This is a genomic window from Pseudomonas sp. PS01270, from assembly GCF_029959775.1.
Classification (GTDB): Bacteria; Pseudomonadota; Gammaproteobacteria; order Pseudomonadales; family Pseudomonadaceae; genus Aquipseudomonas; species Aquipseudomonas atacamensis.
In genome coordinates this window covers 88,010-101,369 of the sequence record NZ_JASCPT010000005.1, presented here as the reverse complement: position 1 = coordinate 101,369, position 13,360 = coordinate 88,010, and the positions used below count along the sequence as shown (strand labels likewise).

Sequence of the window (13,360 nt, the reverse complement as noted above, 5' to 3'; positions counted from 1 at the left end):
CCGGGTGACTGTCGGGGGTACTTAAGCCAAGGTGGCTTTAGCTTTCTCGACAATCGCAGCAAACGCCGCTTTTTCGTTCACTGCCAGATCAGCCAGAACCTTACGGTCGATCTCAATGGACGCTTTTTTCAGGCCAGCGATGAAACGGCTGTAGGACAGACCGTTAACACGAGCACCAGCGTTGATACGAGCGATCCACAGAGCGCGGAACTGACGTTTTTTCTGACGACGGTCACGGTAGGCGTACTGGCCTGCCTTGATTACCGCTTGCTTGGCAACACGGAATACGCGGGAGCGTGCGCCGTAGTAGCCTTTAGCAAGTTTCAGAATTTTTTTGTGACGCTTACGGGCAATGACGCCACGCTTTACACGAGCCATGAGTTACTTCCTCTATTCTTGACTAAATTAACGAAGGCGCAGCATGCGCTCGACTTTTGCCACGTCAGACGGATGCAGCAAGCTGCTACCGCGCAGTTGACGCTTACGCTTGGTCGACATTTTAGTCAGGATGTGGCTCTTGAAAGCGTGCTTGTGCTTGATGCCGTTAGCAGTTTTCAGAAACCGCTTGGCAGCACCACTTTTGGTTTTCATTTTTGGCATGTTCGGATACTCCGCATTCAGTTGATAAACATAATCAGAAGGCCTGCCGTGCCCTGTTGATTACTTCTTCTTTTTCGGGGCGATGACCATGATCAGCTGGCGTCCTTCCATCTTAGGATGCTGTTCGACCGAACCGTACTCGAGCAGGTCTTGTTCAACCCGCTTGAGGAGTTCCATCCCCAGCTCCTGGTGGGCCATCTCACGGCCGCGGAATCGCAAGGATACCTTGGCCCTGTCCCCGTCACTCAGGAAACGTACCAGGTTGCGCAGTTTTACCTGGTAATCCCCTTCCTCCGTCCCTGGACGAAACTTGATTTCTTTAACCTGAATCTGCTTCTGGTTTTTCTTCGCCGCGGCAATCTGCTTCTTCTTCTCGAAGATCGACTTGCCGTAGTCCATCACCCGGCAAACAGGCGGGACTGCATCGGCGGAGATTTCCACCAGATCAAGCTTTGCTTCTTCAGCGATACGAAGCGCTTCATCAATCGAGACGATGCCAATCTGCTCGCCATCAGCGCCAATTAACCGAACCTCGCGTGCCGAGATATTCTCGTTGATCGGGGCTTTCGGTGCAGCTCGTTTATCTTGTCTCATTTCACGCTTAATAATAATTACTCCGAATCTGGGCGACCACGCCGGGAAACCGCTTGCGCGAGAAACTCAGCGAACTGGGCGACGGGCATCGAGCCCAGGTCAGCACCTTCACGAGTACGCACAGCGACAGTCTGCATCTCGACTTCCTTATCTCCGATAACCAAAAGATAGGGAACCTTGAGCAAAGTATGCTCGCGGATTTTAAAGCCGATCTTTTCATTTCTCAAGTCGGACTTGGCACGAAATCCGCTTTCGTTGAGAGTTTTTTCAACCTCTGCAACAAAATCTGCCTGTTTATCAGTGATATTCATGATCACCGCCTGGGTTGGCGCGAGCCACGCAGGGAAGGCACCTTCGTAGTGCTCGATCAGAATCCCGACGAAACGCTCGAACGAACCGAGGATCGCGCGGTGCAACATCACCGGGTGTTTGCGGCTGTTGTCTTCGGAGACGTATTCAGCGCCCAAACGGACAGGCAGGTTAAAATCGAGCTGCAAGGTACCACACTGCCAGACGCGACCGAGACAATCTTTCAGCGAGAACTCGATCTTCGGCCCGTAGAAAGCACCCTCGCCCGGCTGCAGATCGTACGGCAGGCCAGCAGAATCAAGGGCTGCAGCCAATGCTGCTTCAGCGCGATCCCACAGCTCATCGGAGCCGACACGTTTTTCCGGACGAGTGGACAGCTTCATCTCGACTTCGGTAAAGCCGAAATCGCGATAGACGTCCATGGTCAGCTTGATGAACGCAGCGGACTCGGCCTGCATCTGCTCTTCGGTGCAGAAGATGTGCGCGTCGTCCTGAGTGAACGCTCGCACGCGCATGATGCCGTGCAACGCACCCGACGGCTCGTTACGGTGGCAGGCACCGAACTCGGCCAGACGCATCGGCAACTCACGGTAGCTTTTCAGGCCCTGATTGAACACCTGCACGTGGCACGGGCAGTTCATCGGCTTGATGGCGTAGTCGCGGTTTTCCGACTGAGTGGTGAACATGTTGTCGGCATAGTTGGCCCAGTGCCCGGATTTCTCCCACAGGCTGCGGTCGACGACTTGAGGAGTCTTGATCTCAAGGTAGCCGTTGTCGCGCTGGATCTTGCGCATGTACTGCTCGAGCACCTGATACAGAGTCCAGCCATTCGGGTGCCAGAACACCATGCCCGGCGACTCTTCCTGAGTGTGGAACAGGCCCAGGCGCTTGCCGATCTTGCGGTGATCGCGCTTCTCGGCTTCTTCGATGCGCTGGATGTATGCTGCCAGTTGCTTCTTGTCGGCCCAGGCAGTGCCGTAAACGCGCTGCAACTGCTCGTTCTTGGCGTCGCCACGCCAGTAGGCGCCCGACAGCTTGGTCAGCTTGAAGGATTTCAGGAAACGCGTGTTCGGCACGTGCGGACCGCGGCACATGTCAACGTATTCTTCGTGATAGTACAGACCCATGGCCTGCTCGTTCGGCATGTCTTCGACCAGGCGCAGCTTGTAGTCTTCGCCACGGGCCTTGAACACTTCGATCACTTCGGCGCGCGGAGTGACTTTCTTGATGACGTCGTAATCCTTCTCGATCAGCTGCTGCATGCGCTGTTCGATGGCCGCCATGTCTTCCGGCGTGAAAGGACGCTCGTAGGCGATGTCGTAATAGAAGCCTTCATCGATGACCGGGCCGATTACCATCTTCGCGGTCGGGTACAGCTGTTTGACCGCGTGGCCAACCAGGTGCGCGCAAGAGTGGCGAATGATCTCCAGCCCCTCTTCATCCTTTGGCGTAATGATTTGCAGGGTCGCGTCGCTGCTGATGATGTCGCTGGCGTCGACCAGTTGGCCATTGACCTTGCCGGCGAGCGTGGCCTTGGCCAGACCTGCACCAATGGATGCGGCGACCTCGGCTACGGAAACCGGGTGATCGAATGAACGTTGACTGCCGTCGGGAAGAGTAATAGTTGGCATGGCGCCTCCTCTCCTAGTGGTGACCCCTACCAAAGGTCACGTGGGTTGGGATGAGCCAGTACAAGATCCGATCCAGGCCATTCAATGACGAACGCCTGCCTTACAGCGGCAGGAGCCTTGCGGCCAACCGGAAAACCGAACCAGAGTGACTGGGATTCAAATCGGAAAAATTCGCACGCCGACCGCTTCGGGACTGAAGGTCATCCGAAGCCTGAGAACGCTTGAGCCCGGCATGCTAGCACAGATGAGCGGTCGCTCACGCCCTGATTTGGCAGAAGGCGAAATGTCCGATTTTATGCCAGAGTGCTGAACTTGATCGGCCCTTGCGCCCTCAGATAACAAGACATTGACCCACAAGGAGCATCCTCGCATGCGTCTGAAAAGCTTATTCGCCGTCGTCGCCCCCGTCGTCCTGCTGCTGCCACTGAGCGCCCATGCCGACTGGCCGAAAGGCGAGCGCGAAAAGTACATGGCCCAGTGCACTCAGGCTGCGACCCAGCAAATCGGTGCTGCAGCGGCGAAATCCCACTGCGCTTGCGGAGCTGACGCCATCAAGTCCTATCCGGCCAGCGACATTCAGGCGCTGATGGACAACAAGGCGACTCCTGAATTGCAACAGAAAGCCCTTGGCCAGATCGCCAAATGCAAGGCAAATACCGCCCCGAAAAAATAAGAAAACCGGGTATTAACATCGGCTGAAAGGCGGAAAAAAGTGCTGGAAATGAGCCTTTTCAGACGATTTATGCAGGTTTTACAGGTTTTTTTATCGTCTTTACGTTTCGCTGAAAGCCTTTCAAACCGGGGCTTTCAGCAGAAACGGGTGGTAAAGAAAACACGACTGATTGGCAAACAGCACGTCCGGGGGGCTCCCAAAGCGAACATTTCGACTATGATACCCGGGTGTGCCCAGTTGGCCTGAGCAGCACAGTACACTGAAAATATATGTTTCTTGGAGATACACCATGTCTAATCGCCAAACCGGCACCGTTAAATGGTTCAACGATGAAAAAGGCTTCGGCTTCATCACTCCTCAAGGTGGCGGTGACGACCTGTTCGTACACTTCAAAGCTATCGAATCCGACGGTTTCAAAAGCCTGAAAGAAGGCCAGACCGTCTCTTTCGTGGCTGAGAAAGGCCAAAAGGGTATGCAAGCTGCACAGGTTCGCCCAGAGTAATTTCTCGGCGCACTAAAAAAACCCCGTCCAAGTGACGGGGTTTTTTATGCCTTGAACAAAGTGTTCAGCCGCAATTGACGCGGGTAACCACCAGGTTGTTGTCGGTGTTCAGATTCAGGCGATCGGAGCGGTATTCCAGGGTGATCATGTCGTTTGGCTTGAGGAAGCGCGCATTTTGCGCCCCAGCCTTGGCACGCGCCTGATCCAGCAATTCAGGGGATGCCTTCTTGCCGATGGCGAATTGCGCTGCCGATGCTTCGCAGCGGCTGTTTCCCGATTCAGCAGCCACGGGTTCCTTTGCCGACTCGCTGGAGGTTGTGCTGCAACCAGCCAACAGCGCAGCGGCCATCAGTGCACCCAGTGTCGCGAACTTCAAAGGCATGAAGCCTCCTTGTTTTCAAATGTTTAAGCAGAGATCGTGCGACCGCCAATGCGGCGTTTGGTTTCAAGGCTCAAGCCATGCCCTGCCCCACGAGCGGAAAAATGCCGAGTGTGCCTGAGCTGCGCGCGGCGACTCAGCAAACAATCGTGACTGAATATTAACGACATCAATAAACGTCGATGTAGTCATACGGCGGATTCGGCCAGTTGTCCTTGAGCGCGTTGAAAATCTGCATCACCCAGACTTCATCGCTGGCTGCGACGTTACCCACGTAGCCGGAGCCCTTTGCCCAGGTTTCCAGGCGAAACAGCAGACCGTCGATATCCTGCCCACCGGTCACGGTTGACAAATAGGCGATGCCGTCTTTGGTCACGCGCAATTGGTTGTGTACGTCGTCACTGCCCGAGGCGAGCAATTGGCGCACTGCTTCGAGTGTGAGGCCGTCAGGGCTATTCAGATCGATCTGCACAACAGGGTCCTTGGTAAGCCGGAAAAGACCAAGTGTCGCATAGCGCTCCGCTCATGCCTAAGTCGCAGTGCCAAACGCCGCGCAAAATGGTTAACTCGAAAAACAGACATCCTGACCTTTCGAGCCTCCCATGACCAGTGTAAGCATCGACGCCGCCATCAACGCCAAATGGGCCGAAGGACACAGCTCTTACAGCCCCGGCACGACGGAAGAACTGGCGCTGATCGGCATCGATCTACTGGTCAAGGAGTTGGGAATAGAAGCGGCACAGCATTTTATCAATCAGGTATTCGAACGCTATCCGATCGGCCAGGCCGAACAGCCGCAGTGAAAACCCGCAGGCAAACTGCCTGCGGGTCGACGACTTATTTCAGACGCTTCAAGCGCTCGGTCAGCAGATCAAAGAACCCCTGGGCGTCGCCATTTTCGACCCAGAACGCATTCTTCGGTGCTTTCAAACCGTCATACCAGTCAACGATGGTCTGGCCGAATGTCGGTCCTTCACGACTATCCACCACGACGTTGACCGACCGACCGGTAAACAGCTCAGGCTTGAGCAGATACGCCACAACGGTGGCGTCATGCACCGGGCCGCCGGGAATGCCGTAGTGCTCCATATCGCCCTTGATGTATTCGTTGAGAATGTCGCCGACGATCTTGCTCGCATTGTTGTTCAGCGCGGCGATCTGCTTCAGGCGCGCGTCACTGGTCAAGATCTTGTGGGTCACGTCCAGCGGCAGATAGGTGAGTTTCACCCCGCTCTTGAGCACTACCTCGGCAGCCTGCGGATCGGCGAACAGGTTGAATTCAGCCACAGGAGTGATGTTGCCACCGTTGAAATGCGCCCCGCCCATGATCACCACTTCCTTGATGCCCTGAACGATTTCCGGTTCCTGGATCAACGCCAGAGCCAGGTTGGTCTGCGGGCCGAGCATGGCGATGGTGATGCTGTGAGGTTTGGCCGATTTAAGAGTGTCGATCAGATAATTGACCGCATTGCCTTTCGCCAAGCCTTTCTTCGGTTCGTGAACCGTGACGCCTGACAAACCTTCCTTGCCATGAATGTTCTCGGCGTAGATCGGCGTGCGCATCAGCGGCTTCGGTGCGCCAGCGTAAACCGGCACGTCTTCGCGCCCTGCCCATTCGCGAGCCAGGCGTGCGTTACGCGAAGTCTTGTCCAGGCGCACGTTGCCGGCGACAGTCGTTAACGCGCGGATATTCAATTCATCCGGCGACGCCAGCGCGAAGAGCAAAGCGACAACGTCGTCAGCGCCTGGATCGGTGTCGATGATCAAATCGATTTTTTCAGCGGCCTGAACGCCGGTCGCAGTTATCACAGACAAAAGCAGCAGACCCCGAAGCAGTTGATGGATTTTTTCAGCATAGCGTTGCATAGCGCATTCCTTGTGCAGGTGATATCGGAAATCAGAATGTAACCCCGGCGACCAGAACGATGTTGCAGTACGGCTGACATTCTCCTGTACGAATGATCGCCCTGGCTTGTCGGCTCAGTACCTTGAACTGCTCGTGAGTGAGCAGATCCCTACGGCCCAGCGCGCTCTCTTCGTTCATCGCGTCCAGATCGGCCAGCGCCGAGGGCTGCTTATCGAAGATCTCTCTGGCCAGCACATGGCTTTCCACCTGCATCTCGCTGAGTACGACTTTCAGCGTGCTGACGAAATCAGGGATGCCATGGGTCAGCGCCAGATCAATCAGCTCGACACCCGGCGGCACGGGCAAACCGGCGTCGCCGATCACGACCATGTCACCGTGGCCAAGCGAAGCGATCAGTCGCGACAGCGCGACGTTGAGTAATGGAGTCTTTTTCATGCGGGTCTGAACGCCTGTACTTCGGACATGGTTGGAATCGACGGTTGTGCACCGGCGCGGGTAACCGACAGCGCAGCGGCGATCTGACCGTAGCGGATCGCCTCGGCCTCGGATTTGCCATCGGCCAGCGCTGCGGCGAAACCGCCGACAAAGGTGTCGCCTGCGGCCGTGGTATCGACCGCCTTCACGGTCGGCGCGGGGAAGTGTTCAAAGCCCTTGCCATTGGCGAACAACGACCCCTGCGCGCCCAACGTGACGATGACTTTGCCCGCGCCCATGGCAATCAACTGAGTGGCAGCCGTTTCTGCCGACTGCAGCGAGTCGACAGCGAGCCCGCTCAATGCGGCGGCTTCGCTTTCGTTGGGAATCAGATAGTCGATGGCGGCAAACCAGTCTGCCGGCAAAGGACGGCTGGCCGGCGCCGGATTGAGGATGACGGTCTTGCCCAGTTCACGTGCACGCTTGAGCGCATGCCCGACCGTCGCATCGGGAATCTCGAGCTGACAGATCACCACATCGGCGGCTTGCAAAACCGCATCAAAACGGTCAATTACTGCTTCCGTCATTGCGCCGTTGGCTCCGGCGACAATCACGATGGCGTTCTGGCTGTTGTCATCCACCACAATCAGCGCCACGCCACTGGAATCCTCTACGACGCTGACAGCCTCGCAGTCGATGTGCTCGGCGAGCAAGGCATCGCGCAATCGCACACCGTAGTCGTCATTTCCCACGCAACCGACCATCGCCACCTGCGCGCCCAGACGAGCAGCGGCAACTGCCTGATTGGCGCCCTTGCCGCCCGACACAGTGGCAAAGGAATGACCGATCAGCGTTTCACCGCCGCGCGGCAGCCGTGGCGCCCGGGTGACCAGGTCCATGTTCAGGCTGCCTATTACCACTACATTTGCTGGCATACATCACTACTCATCAATTCGGTTTCAGCGATATTCGGTGAACACGCCGGACAGCGGCGCGGTCGATTCGCGCAGGACGATACTCGGGGTCACGATGCGTTGATCAGTGCCCGATTCCGGCGCAGCAATTCTGCGCAACAGCACTTCGGCGGCCATCTCGCCCAGTTGCAGGATCGACTGGCCGACCGTGGTCAGCGCCGGATAGACATAACGACTCATCTGAATGTCATCGAAGCCGATCACCGACAGCTCGGCCGGCACTTGCACGTTACGTTCGGCCGCCGCACGCAGCACACCGATACCAATCATGTCGTTGCCGGCAAAAATCGCGCTCGGCGGATTGCTCTCGAGCAGCCGGGCAGCAGCGTTGTAACCGCCGGTGCTGGTGAAGTCGCTTTCCAGCATGCGCTCTTCGCGCACCTCGATTCCCGCCTCTTGCAGCGCTCGGCAATAACCGGCCTGACGCATTTGCGCCACGCTGGTACTGGCCGGACCGCCGATCGTGGCGATGTCGCGATGCCCCAACTCGAGCAGGTGACGGGTTGCCAGATAAGCGCCGTATTCGTGGTCGATGCGCACCAGATCGGCATTTACACCCTCCAGGCCCCGGTCGACGATGACCATCGGCGTCTTCACGCCCGCCAGCCCTTGCGCCAGACCACTGTCACCGCCGGCGGAGGCGACGATCAAACCGTCGATGCGCTTTTCCAGCAACACACGCAAATAGCTGCGCTGCTTGTCCGGGTTGTCGTCGGAGTTACAGAGGATCACGCAATAGCCGTTGCGCTCGCAGTAATCCTCGATTCCGCGCGCCAATTCAGCGAAGTACGGGTTGAGGCTGTTAGGCACCAGCAGGCCGATGGTCGCCGTGGTTTTGGCTTTCAGCGAGCGCGCCACGGCACTGGGAACGTAGTCGAGGCTCTTGATCGCCGCCTCGACTTTGCGCCGCACTTCCTGACTGACCGGGCGGGTGTTGTTCACCACGTGCGACACGGTCGTGTAGGAAATGCCCGCGAGCGCCGCTACATCCTTGATCGTTGCCATGGTTCAGCCCCGGCGACTGGCGCGTTGACTGCGATAGGTGTCGAGCACCACAGCGATAACGATTACCGCACCGGTGATGATGCGCTTGGTCGGCTCCGTCGCACCAATCTGCGCGAGACCGGCCGCGAGCACGGAAATGATCAACACACCAAAGAAAGTGCTGATCACCGAACCGCGCCCGCCCATCAGGCTGGTACCGCCGATAACCACCGCCGCGATCACTTGCAGTTCCAGGCCCGAACCTGCGTTCGGGTCAGCCGCCTCCAGACGCGAAATCTGAAACAGAGCGGCAATGCCCGCCAGCAGGCCCATAAGGCTGAACACCAGAATCTTGTAGGGCTTGGGATTGATCCCGGCCAGCCGAACCGCCTCTTCGTTGGTGCCGATGCCGATCAGGTAGCGGCCGAAAACAGTGCGGGTCAAAACTGCCTGCGCGATGAAGATCACCAGCAAAGCGATGATGAACGAGGGTGAAATACCGAACGCGATCGGATTCGACAGCCAGGCGAACGCATCGCCAATGTAGGCAGTGCGCGACCCGGTCATCTGATACGCCACACCGCGGGCCATTTCCAGCACGCCGAGGGAGACGATGAACGACGGAATCCGCCAGGCCACGGTGATCGAGCCAGTGATCGTCCCGGCCAGAGCCGCCACCGCCATGCCGAGCAGCGCCGCGGGCAAAACGCTCCAGCCCCAGCCGAGAATCGCAACGCTGACCGTCGATGCGGCCAGCGCGAGGACCGAGCCGACGGACAAATCGATGCCGCCGATGATCAGCACAAAGGTCATGCCCACCGCCAGCACCATCAGGTCGGGAATCTGGTTGGCCAGGGTGCTGAAGGTGTTGTACGAGAGGAAATGGCTGCTCAGGACCGAGAACAGCGCAATCATCGCCAGCAAGGCACCGGCCAGGCCCAGATAAGTACCCAGGCCAAAGAAATTGCCACTACGTTTACTGGCAGAAGATGCAGTTTTCATGGGAGATCCCTAGGCGCTGCCTCATTGAGCAACGCATCACGTTTCTGGTAGCCGGCGAATGCGGCGGCAAGCAAATCATCCTGGGTCCAGCTGTCGCGCTCGAAGGTGTCGATCAGACGTCCCGCCGAGAGCACGCCGATCCGGTCGCAGATCAGCATCAACTCACGCAAGTCACTGGACACCACGACCAATGCCTTGCCCTGGCGGGTCAACTCGCCGAGCAAACCGTAAATGTCGAACTTGGCGCCGACATCAATCCCGCGAGTCGGCTCGTCGAACAGCAGCACCGAACAGTCGCGCTCCAGCCAGCGGCCGATCACGACCTTCTGCTGATTGCCGCCGGACAGTTCCGAGACCAGCTGCGTCGGGCTAGAACTACGGATACGCATGGCTTCGATCTGACGCTGCGCCAGTGAGATTTCGTCGCCGTTGTTGACGAAACCACCACTGGAGATTTCCGGCATGTTGCCCAAGGCGATGTTGGCGCTGATCGACTGACTGAGCAGCAGCCCTTCGCCCTTGCGATCCTCGGTGATCAGCGCAATGCCGTTGCGCACGGCATCGACTGGCGAGCGAACACTCACGACTTTGGCCGGCGAGCCGAGCGCGATGGTGCCGCTGTCGGCAGCATCGGCACCGAATATCAGCCGCAGCAATTCCGTGCGCCCAGCCCCGATCAATCCGGAAATGCCGAAGATCTCCCCGGCACGCACCTCGAAAGAGACGTCGCGGACTTTGTCCGAACGCGTCAGGCCTTTGACCGTCAACGCCGGAGCGCCGATCTTGCGCGGCCCCATGTCGATGTGTTCGCCCAGTTCGCGACCGACCATCAAGGTGACCAGTTGCTCGCTGTTGTAGTTGGCCATCGGCTCGACGCAGACCAGATTGCCGTCACGCAGCACAGCAATACGCTGCGCCACCCGCGCCAGTTCTTCGAGACGGTGAGAGATATAGATGATGGAAACGCCGCGAGCCTGCAATCGGGTGATCTGCTCGAAGAGCATTTCGACTTCGCGCGCCGTGAGCATCGCGGTCGGCTCATCGAGGATCAGCACGTGGCAATCGCCAATCAGGTTGCGCGCGATTTCGACCATCTGTTGATGACCGATACCCAACTCGCCAACCAGTGTGTCCGGGTCGATCGCATCGAGGCCGACTTGCGCCATGGCTTCGATCGCCGCCTTGCGCAACTGCTTGCGGCTGATCCAGCCAGCGCTGCTCGGCAGATTATCCAGAAAGAGGTTTTCCGCCACCGACAGCGTCGGCAACAGATTGAGTTCTTGCATGACCATGCGCACGCCAAGCTCTTCAGCCTGGGTACGGCTGCCCGGACGGTAGTCCTTGCCGTGGAATTGCATCTGGCCGGTAGTGGGTGTGACCAGACCACCAATGATCTTCGACAGGGTACTTTTGCCGGCACCATTTTCGCCGGTCAGCGCCAGTACTTCACCGCGCATCAGCGTCAGATCGATGCCGGTGAGCACCGGTTGCGCATAGGTCTTGCCGATACCGCTGACCGAGAGGACAGCGTTCGGGGCGGAAACTGACATAGAAATCTCCATGCGCTCGCCCGGACGGACGAGCGCCGTTGTGTCGCCAGATGACTTACTGGGTGACCAGCTCGACCGGTGTTTCGATCACGCCGTTGGCACCGCTGTCGACTTTCTCGCCCTTGATGATCTTCAGTGCGGTTTCGATGCCGAACACGGCCTGCTTGGCTGCAAACTGGTCAGCCGTCGCCAGCACGCGGCCGTCCTTGAGCATTGGCTTGATCGCGTTGATATTGTCGTAACCGACGACTTTCACCTGCCCTGCCTTGCCAGCGGCACGGACTGCGGAAACGGCACCGACCGCCATGCTGTCGTTACCGGCCAGCAGCGCTTTGACATCCGGGTATTCACTGAGGATCGAAGCCGCAACCTTGTTGCCCTTGTCGATTTCCCAGTCACCGGATTGCAGCGAGACCACTTTGATCTGTGCGGCTTCCATCGCGTCCTTGAAACCGGCCGTGCGCGCCTGCGCGTTGGTGGTGGTGGACACGCCTTCGATGATGCCGACCTCGTCGCCCGCCTTCAGTTGCTTGGCCAGATATTCGCCAACCAGACGTGCACCCTTGCGGTTGTCCGGACCTACGAACGGCACGTTGATGTTTTTGCTTTTGACCACGGCGGGATCGAGCTGGTTGTCGATGTTGATCACCGTGATACCGGCGTCTACGGCCTTCTTGATCACCGGCACCATGGCCTTGGAGTCAGAAGGCGCGATCACCAGTGCATTCACCTTGGCCAGGATCATCTGTTCGACGATGCGAGTCTGGCCGGCAGTGTCGGTTTCGTCCTTGATACCGTTGGAGATCAGATCGAAATCGGCGGAGTGTTCTTTCTGGTAGGCCTTGGCGCCGTCTTCCATGGTCAGGAAGAATTCGTTGGCCAAAGATTTCATGACCAGGGCGACTTTGGGCTTTTCTGCAGATTCGGCGAACGCCGACGAGACAGGTAGTGCGGCGGCTGTGGCAGCCAGCATAGCGACAGCAAGAAGACGTGCGGCGAATGGCAGCTTCATGGGTTCACTCCGATCTTATGATTATTGTGAGCAACGTTTGCGCTGACGTAAGCTACGTCACGACTCCGGGAGCAGATGCTCTTCCAAGTCGCGCAAACGTTTGCGTAGACCGAACTATGAGAATCCCGCTGACATTTGTCAACAATCAGAAATCGTCTTTTGTTGTAGGCCGAATCGCTGAATTGGCAATTTGACGCTTCAGGCAGTCGTGTTGACCAGGCCACCGCTGGGAGCGCTTTTCGACATCTCCTTGACCAACGCACCCGCCACCTCTGCCAGTGCGGCGCTGGTTTGCGCGATCTGGCCCTGAATCGACATCACTGCCTGGGATTTCGCTTCGGGAGTCGGATAGCTTGCGGCCTGAGCCGCAGCCAGTTGCTGCTGCTGCTCCTGAAGTTGTTTTTGCAACTCCTTCATCCGCTTGAGCAGTGTCTTGACGGTAATGCTGAGATTGCTGTCAGCCTCGGTTTCACTGTTTTCCTGCACAGGACCACCACCGGTTCTGACCTGATTCTTCTCAGTCTTCTCGGTACCCAGCGCCTGCGCCGATGCCTCATTGGTCGCGTCATTCAGGGTGTTGATCGTGGCTGCTGTTTTACCGCCGATGGTGACTGCAGCGGGATTGGCAAAACCGACCGTCAATGACATGTGAACTCCTAAGATTTGGTTTCCTTGAGGACGCATCGGCCTGGGAGCACATTTCTTTAGCAGGGATTTGTCTCCCGCCTGGCTTTTCAGAGATTGCCTATCGGCGAGCCGAACAAGAATCCCGCTGTCGTTCGGAATCCCGGATGGATGGGTCCTCAACGATGCTCCAGCCACCGACAAATATTGATTTAAATCATCGGGTTAAACATTTTCCGCCAGCA

17 protein-coding genes are annotated in these 13,360 nt (G+C 57.7%); 3 read left to right on the top strand and 14 right to left on the bottom strand.

Annotation, left to right across the window (positions count from 1 at the left end):
- Positions 1-21: 21 nt before the first annotated feature.
- From rplT to thrS, 4 genes are read right to left on the bottom strand one after another with little or no spacing between them, the layout of a single operon-like run.
- Entirely contained in the window at positions 22-378 is a 357-nt protein-coding gene (rplT, locus tag QMX86_RS03665; RefSeq protein WP_002553161.1) for a 50S ribosomal protein L20, read from the bottom strand.
- A 27-nt stretch (positions 379-405) separates the two neighbouring features.
- A complete protein-coding gene (rpmI, locus tag QMX86_RS03660) occupies positions 406-600 on the bottom strand; it encodes a 50S ribosomal protein L35 (RefSeq protein ID WP_002553160.1) in 195 nt (64 codons plus the stop codon).
- Positions 601-660: 60 nt separating this feature from the next.
- Complete coding sequence (gene infC, locus QMX86_RS03655; protein WP_169432615.1) at positions 661-1,212, bottom strand: translation initiation factor IF-3; 552 nt, start codon at positions 1,210-1,212, stop codon at positions 661-663.
- Positions 1,212-3,134, bottom strand: a complete 1,923-nt coding sequence (thrS, locus tag QMX86_RS03650; RefSeq protein WP_024012407.1) for a threonine--tRNA ligase — start codon at positions 3,132-3,134, stop codon at positions 1,212-1,214. Before thrS ends, infC begins: the two co-directional genes overlap by 1 nt.
- Before the next feature lie 370 nt (positions 3,135-3,504).
- Between thrS and QMX86_RS03645 the strand changes: the two genes are divergently transcribed.
- Positions 3,505-3,807, top strand: a complete 303-nt coding sequence (locus QMX86_RS03645; protein WP_016774048.1) for a hypothetical protein — start codon at positions 3,505-3,507, stop codon at positions 3,805-3,807.
- Between the two features lie 289 nt (positions 3,808-4,096).
- On the top strand, positions 4,097-4,309 hold the full coding sequence (locus QMX86_RS03640) for a cold-shock protein (protein WP_003179963.1): 213 nt from the start codon (positions 4,097-4,099) through the stop codon (positions 4,307-4,309).
- Between the two features lie 64 nt (positions 4,310-4,373).
- Here QMX86_RS03640 and QMX86_RS03635 read toward each other — a convergent pair whose 3' ends face one another.
- Both QMX86_RS03635 and QMX86_RS03630 read right to left on the bottom strand, forming a co-directional pair.
- Positions 4,374-4,691, bottom strand: a complete 318-nt coding sequence (locus QMX86_RS03635; protein WP_016774047.1) for an I78 family peptidase inhibitor — start codon at positions 4,689-4,691, stop codon at positions 4,374-4,376.
- Between the two features lie 166 nt (positions 4,692-4,857).
- Positions 4,858-5,160 carry a hypothetical protein gene (locus QMX86_RS03630; protein WP_122751116.1) on the bottom strand — a complete coding sequence of 101 codons (303 nt, stop codon included), beginning with the start codon at positions 5,158-5,160 and terminating at the stop codon, positions 4,858-4,860.
- A gap of 130 nt (positions 5,161-5,290) precedes the next feature.
- Here QMX86_RS03630 and QMX86_RS03625 point away from each other — a divergent pair, with 130 nt between their 5' ends.
- Complete coding sequence (locus QMX86_RS03625) at positions 5,291-5,491, top strand: hypothetical protein (protein ID WP_016774045.1); 201 nt, start codon at positions 5,291-5,293, stop codon at positions 5,489-5,491.
- A gap of 34 nt (positions 5,492-5,525) precedes the next feature.
- Here QMX86_RS03625 and QMX86_RS03620 read toward each other — a convergent pair whose 3' ends face one another.
- From QMX86_RS03620 to QMX86_RS03585, 8 genes are all read right to left on the bottom strand, one after another.
- Positions 5,526-6,554, bottom strand: a complete 1,029-nt coding sequence (locus QMX86_RS03620) for a nucleoside hydrolase (RefSeq protein ID WP_282381848.1) — start codon at positions 6,552-6,554, stop codon at positions 5,526-5,528.
- A 31-nt stretch (positions 6,555-6,585) separates the two neighbouring features.
- A complete protein-coding gene (gene rbsD, locus QMX86_RS03615) occupies positions 6,586-6,990 on the bottom strand; it encodes a D-ribose pyranase (protein WP_122751118.1) in 405 nt (134 codons plus the stop codon).
- The gene (gene rbsK / locus QMX86_RS03610) at positions 6,987-7,904 is read right to left on the bottom strand and encodes a ribokinase (RefSeq protein WP_282381860.1); all 918 of its coding nucleotides are present in this window, start codon (positions 7,902-7,904) and stop codon (positions 6,987-6,989) included. The genes rbsD and rbsK overlap by 4 nt, the downstream gene beginning before the upstream one ends.
- A gap of 24 nt (positions 7,905-7,928) precedes the next feature.
- The gene (locus tag QMX86_RS03605; RefSeq protein ID WP_282381862.1) at positions 7,929-8,948 is read right to left on the bottom strand and encodes a LacI family DNA-binding transcriptional regulator; all 1,020 of its coding nucleotides are present in this window, start codon (positions 8,946-8,948) and stop codon (positions 7,929-7,931) included.
- Between the two features lie 3 nt (positions 8,949-8,951).
- Entirely contained in the window at positions 8,952-9,929 is a 978-nt protein-coding gene (locus QMX86_RS03600; RefSeq protein WP_016774040.1) for an ABC transporter permease, read from the bottom strand.
- A complete protein-coding gene (locus tag QMX86_RS03595) occupies positions 9,926-11,479 on the bottom strand; it encodes a sugar ABC transporter ATP-binding protein (protein WP_039762077.1) in 1,554 nt (517 codons plus the stop codon). The genes QMX86_RS03600 and QMX86_RS03595 overlap by 4 nt, the downstream gene beginning before the upstream one ends.
- Positions 11,480-11,534: 55 nt before the next feature.
- Positions 11,535-12,491, bottom strand: a complete 957-nt coding sequence (locus tag QMX86_RS03590) for a sugar ABC transporter substrate-binding protein (RefSeq protein WP_024012403.1) — start codon at positions 12,489-12,491, stop codon at positions 11,535-11,537.
- 198 nt (positions 12,492-12,689) lie between these two features.
- Complete coding sequence (locus QMX86_RS03585; protein ID WP_016774037.1) at positions 12,690-13,139, bottom strand: hypothetical protein; 450 nt, start codon at positions 13,137-13,139, stop codon at positions 12,690-12,692.
- Between the last annotated feature and the right edge of the window lie 221 nt (positions 13,140-13,360).

Bases quoted from the DNA above. Each gene is read 5' to 3' on its own strand.
- rplT (WP_002553161.1), bottom strand. From the start codon at position 378: ATGGCTCGTGTAAAGCGTGGCGTCATTGCCCGTAAGCGTCACAAAAAA.
- rpmI (WP_002553160.1), bottom strand. From the start codon at position 600: ATGCCAAAAATGAAAACCAAAAGTGGTGCTGCCAAGCGGTTTCTGAAA.
- thrS (WP_024012407.1), bottom strand. From the start codon at position 3,134: ATGCCAACTATTACTCTTCCCGACGGCAGTCAACGTTCATTCGATCAC.
- QMX86_RS03645 (WP_016774048.1), top strand. From the start codon at position 3,505: ATGCGTCTGAAAAGCTTATTCGCCGTCGTCGCCCCCGTCGTCCTGCTG.
- QMX86_RS03640 (WP_003179963.1), top strand. From the start codon at position 4,097: ATGTCTAATCGCCAAACCGGCACCGTTAAATGGTTCAACGATGAAAAA.
- QMX86_RS03635 (WP_016774047.1), bottom strand. From the start codon at position 4,691: ATGCCTTTGAAGTTCGCGACACTGGGTGCACTGATGGCCGCTGCGCTG.
- QMX86_RS03625 (WP_016774045.1), top strand. From the start codon at position 5,291: ATGACCAGTGTAAGCATCGACGCCGCCATCAACGCCAAATGGGCCGAA.
- QMX86_RS03620 (WP_282381848.1), bottom strand. From the start codon at position 6,554: ATGCAACGCTATGCTGAAAAAATCCATCAACTGCTTCGGGGTCTGCTG.
- rbsD (WP_122751118.1), bottom strand. From the start codon at position 6,990: ATGAAAAAGACTCCATTACTCAACGTCGCGCTGTCGCGACTGATCGCT.
- rbsK (WP_282381860.1), bottom strand. From the start codon at position 7,904: ATGCCAGCAAATGTAGTGGTAATAGGCAGCCTGAACATGGACCTGGTC.
- QMX86_RS03605 (WP_282381862.1), bottom strand. From the start codon at position 8,948: ATGGCAACGATCAAGGATGTAGCGGCGCTCGCGGGCATTTCCTACACG.
- QMX86_RS03600 (WP_016774040.1), bottom strand. From the start codon at position 9,929: ATGAAAACTGCATCTTCTGCCAGTAAACGTAGTGGCAATTTCTTTGGC.
- QMX86_RS03595 (WP_039762077.1), bottom strand. From the start codon at position 11,479: ATGTCAGTTTCCGCCCCGAACGCTGTCCTCTCGGTCAGCGGTATCGGC.
- QMX86_RS03590 (WP_024012403.1), bottom strand. From the start codon at position 12,491: ATGAAGCTGCCATTCGCCGCACGTCTTCTTGCTGTCGCTATGCTGGCT.
- QMX86_RS03585 (WP_016774037.1), bottom strand. From the start codon at position 13,139: ATGTCATTGACGGTCGGTTTTGCCAATCCCGCTGCAGTCACCATCGGC.